General features: G+C 71.5%; 3 protein-coding genes. 2 read left to right on the top strand and 1 reads right to left on the bottom strand.

Annotated features, from left to right (window positions below; genetic code table 11):
- Positions 1-165 precede the first annotated feature (165 nt).
- Positions 166-831: a hypothetical protein gene (locus ACGFH9_RS30770; protein ID WP_355239645.1), complete on the bottom strand. Its 666-nt coding sequence runs from the start codon at positions 829-831 to the stop codon at positions 166-168.
- A gap of 23 nt (positions 832-854) precedes the next feature.
- Here ACGFH9_RS30770 and ACGFH9_RS30775 point away from each other — a divergent pair, with 23 nt between their 5' ends.
- A complete protein-coding gene (locus ACGFH9_RS30775) occupies positions 855-1,373 on the top strand; it encodes an acyl-CoA thioesterase (protein ID WP_393226372.1) in 519 nt (172 codons plus the stop codon).
- A gap of 142 nt (positions 1,374-1,515) precedes the next feature.
- Complete coding sequence (locus tag ACGFH9_RS30780) at positions 1,516-3,540, top strand: acetoacetate--CoA ligase (RefSeq protein ID WP_393226375.1); 2,025 nt, start codon at positions 1,516-1,518, stop codon at positions 3,538-3,540.
- The last annotated feature ends 217 nt before the right edge of the window (positions 3,541-3,757 follow it).

Genomic DNA, 3,757 nt, shown 5'->3' on the forward strand with positions numbered 1-3,757 from the left:
CGCGATCTGGCATAACCGGACCACCGGCCAACCCGTGACCAGGTCCCTGATCGCCTACGACCACTGACCAGACTTCGGACTTACTCGTCTAGGACCGGCGACCGGCGGAGTCGACCCGAGCCCGCCGCTTGCAGGGGCGGGCCGGATCCCCGGCCCGCCCGACGGTCAGCGGATCTCGGTGGTGTCCTCGGGCCGCGACTGGCCGCGCGGCGGCGCGGACCACGGCGATTCGCCGCCCACCCGGCGCGGCAGCGGCTCGGTCGGCGTCGGATCGGCCGGGTAGCCCAGGGTCAACGGTGCGGTGTCGCGCTCCGCGGGCTCGGACGGCGACCAGTCGGTCATGGTGAAGTCGTCGCCGCGCGGGGCTTCCGCCGGGGTCGGCGTCGCGCCGGGCACGGTCGCCGGCTGCGGCCACTGCCGCCAACGTTGACCGCTGAACGTCGCCATCAGCAGCAGCAGGCCGATCAGGAAGAGCGTGCCGTTCTCGACCGGCAGCCGCAGCGGCAGCGGGTCGCCGAACACCTTCCAGTCGTGCGGAATGGCGTCGCGCACCTCGAACGGCGCCACGAACATCCCGACGTACGGGGTGACCAGCAGCAGCCCGGCCACCAGTGGGCCGGCCGGCGAGAAGCGCAGTGTGCCGAGCAGCCCGAGCAGGACACCGCCGACACCGAGGTAGACGGCCGGCTCGATCAGGTTGGCGGTGTTGAAGGTGCCGATCTCCACCCAGCGGTCGACCGTCCGGCTCGACCCGTCCTGCCCGAGTGTGACAAGCGCCCACGTGATGGGTGCCACCACCAACCCGGCGAGGAAGCTCCAGAGATGTCGCATCCGCGCACCGTACCGTTTCCGGCATGACCGAGCACCTCTCCGCCGCTCCGACCGGCAAGCCGACGTCGTACTCCCGCGTCACCCTCAGCAAGATCATGACCGCGGTCGACGTCAACCTCTACGGAACCGTCCACGGCGGGGTCCTGATGAAGTTCGTCGACGACGTGGCGGGCGCTGCCGCCGCCCGGCACAGCGGCGGAACGGCGGTCACCGCGGCGATCGACGAGATCGTCTTCTCCGAGGCCGTCCGGGTCGGTGACCTGGTGCACGCGCACGCGCAGGTCAACTGGACCGGGCAGACCTCGATGGAGGTGGGCGTGCGGGTGGTCGCCGAGCGGTGGGACTCGGCCGAGGACACGCCGGTCCGGGTCGCCACCGCGTACCTCGTCTTCGTCGGGGTGGACGTCGGCGGCGCGCCGCGCTCGGTCCGCCCGGTGCTGCCGGAGACGCCGGAGGACGAGCGCCGGTACCGGGAGGCGGAGATCCGCCGCGAACACCGCCTGGCCCGCCGCAAGGCCATCCTGGCGCATCGGGCCGGCTGACCCACATGGTCTGCCGCGCTGGAGTGTGGGCCGGGCACGCGTCGATCGGCCCACCCGGTGCGCAGAATGGCGCTTCGAGGTAGGGCAAGATGGCGCCACGGCCCACGCACAGTGTCGTGCGGGCCTCAGGGAGGGTGGAGCAGTGGGTGACGTGCTGTGGACGCCGCCAGCGGACGTGCTCGAGCGGTCCCGGATCGGCGACTACCTTCGCTGGCTGGGGGAGCACCGCGGGCTGCACTTCGCCGACTACGACGCGTTGTGGCGCTGGTCGGTCACCGACCTGGACGCGTTCTGGCGCTCGATCTGGGACCACTTCGACGTCATCGCGCACACCCCGCCCACCGCCACGCTGGCCGAGCGGACGATGCCCGGTGCCCGCTGGTTCCCCGGCGCCACGCTCAACTACGCCGAGAACGTGCTACGGATGCCGGGCCGCGCCGACGACGACCCCGTCGTGATCGCGCACGGCCAGACCCGACCGCCGGTCACCCTCACCGCCGCCGAGCTGCGTGAGCAGGTCCGCCGGGTGTCGGCTGGTCTGCGCCGGCTCGGCGTCACCGCCGGGGACCGGGTGGCGGCGTACGCGCCGAACATTCCTGAGACGTACGTCCTGCTGCTCGCCACCGCCAGCCTGGGCGCGATCTTCTCGTCCTGCGCGCCCGAGTTCGGCACCCGCAGCGTCACCGACCGCTGGCAGCAGATCGAGCCGACCGTGCTGGTCGCGGTGGACGGCTACCGGTACGGCGACAAGCCCGTCGACCGGCGGGCCGAGGTCGCCGCCATCCGCGCCGCCCTGCCGTCGCTACGGCACACCGTCAGCATCGGCTACCTCGATCCGACGGGCCCCACGCCCGAGGGCGCGCTGGCCTGGGCGGACCTGGCGGCACCCACCGACGAGCCGTTGACGTTCACGCCGGTGCCGTTCGACCACCCGCTGTACGTGCTCTACTCCTCGGGCACCACCGGCCTGCCCAAGCCGATCGTCCACGGCCACGGCGGCATCCTGCTGGAACACCTGAAGATGCTGGCCCTGCACCACGACCTCGGCCCATCCGACCGGTTCTTCTGGTTCACCACCACCGGCTGGATGATGTGGAACTTCCTGGTCTCCGGGCCGGCGGTGGGCGCGGCCATCGTGCTCTTCGACGGCAACCCGGGGGTCCGGGCGGAGCCCGGCCGGTCGGCTGAGTCTGACCTCGGCGGCCTGTGGCGACTGGCGGCGGAGACCGGCACCACGTACTTCGGCACCTCGGCGCCCTTCCTGCTGGCCTGCCGCAAGGCCGGCCTCGTTCCCCGAGAGGTCGCCGACCTGTCCGCGCTGCGCGGCGTCGGTTCCACCGGTGCGCCGCTGCCCGCCGAGGGCTTCGAATGGGTGTACGAGACCGTCGGCGACCAGGTGCAGCTCCAGTCGCTGTCCGGCGGCACCGACGTGTGCACGGGCTTCGTCGGCGGCGTGCCACTGCTGCCCGTGTACGCCGGTGAGATCGCCTGCCGCGCCCTGGGCGCCAAGGTGGAGGCCCGCTCGGCCGACGGCACCCCGGTGATCGGCGAGCTGGGCGAGCTGGTGATCACCGAGCCGATGCCGAGCATGCCGGTGGGCTTCTGGAACGACCCCGACGGCGTCTGCTACTCCGAGGCGTACTTCTCGGTCTACCCGGGTGTGTGGCGGCACGGCGACTGGATCACCATCAACGCCCGCGGCGGCTGCGTGATCACCGGACGCTCCGACGCCACCCTCAACCGAGGCGGCGTACGGCTGGGCACCGCCGAGTTCTACTCCGTGGTCGAAGGGCTCGACGAGGTCGTCGACTCGGTCGTGGTGCACCTGGAGGACGACGAGGGCGGCGCGGGCGAGCTGCTGCTCTTCGTGGTGCTGGCCGACGGCCTGACCCTGGGTGACGCGCTGCGCGCAAAGATCAGCCGCGAGCTGCGTACGTCCCTCTCACCCCGGCACGTGCCCGACGAGATCCACCAGGTACGCGCGGTGCCCCGCACCCTCTCGGCCAAGAAGCTGGAGGTGCCGGTCAAGAAGATCCTCACCGGCACGCCGGTCGACTCGGCCGCCGCCAAGGGCGCGTTGGCCAACCCCGAGTCCCTGACCGCCTTCGCCGCCTTCGCCCAGTCCCGCACCCACGCCCACGCCCCCGGCGGCCCTCACTCCGGGTGATCAACTCAACTTCGCCGACCTGGCGGTGTCAGCTGACTCGAATACCCCCAGTTCGCCAATCTGGAGCTGATCACACCGCCACGGCCCATGCTCTCCGCGATCTTGCACTTGCTGTCGCGACTTAAGACCGTGTGTCAGTTGGGTTTGTTGCTGGTCAACAGGTTGAGTCGGTCGGCGCGGCGGTAGCAGATGAGAGCGCAGGCCAGGCGCAGGAATC

It is taken from the genome of Micromonospora sp. NPDC049102 (genome assembly GCF_043197485.1).
GTDB lineage: Bacteria > Actinomycetota > Actinomycetes > Mycobacteriales > Micromonosporaceae > Micromonospora.

What these genes read in the sequence shown, in the direction of transcription:
- ACGFH9_RS30770 (WP_355239645.1), bottom strand. Translation starts at nt 831, where the DNA reads ATGCGACATCTCTGGAGCTTCCTCGCCGGGTTGGTGGTGGCACCCATC.
- ACGFH9_RS30775 (WP_393226372.1), top strand. Translation starts at nt 855, where the DNA reads ATGACCGAGCACCTCTCCGCCGCTCCGACCGGCAAGCCGACGTCGTAC.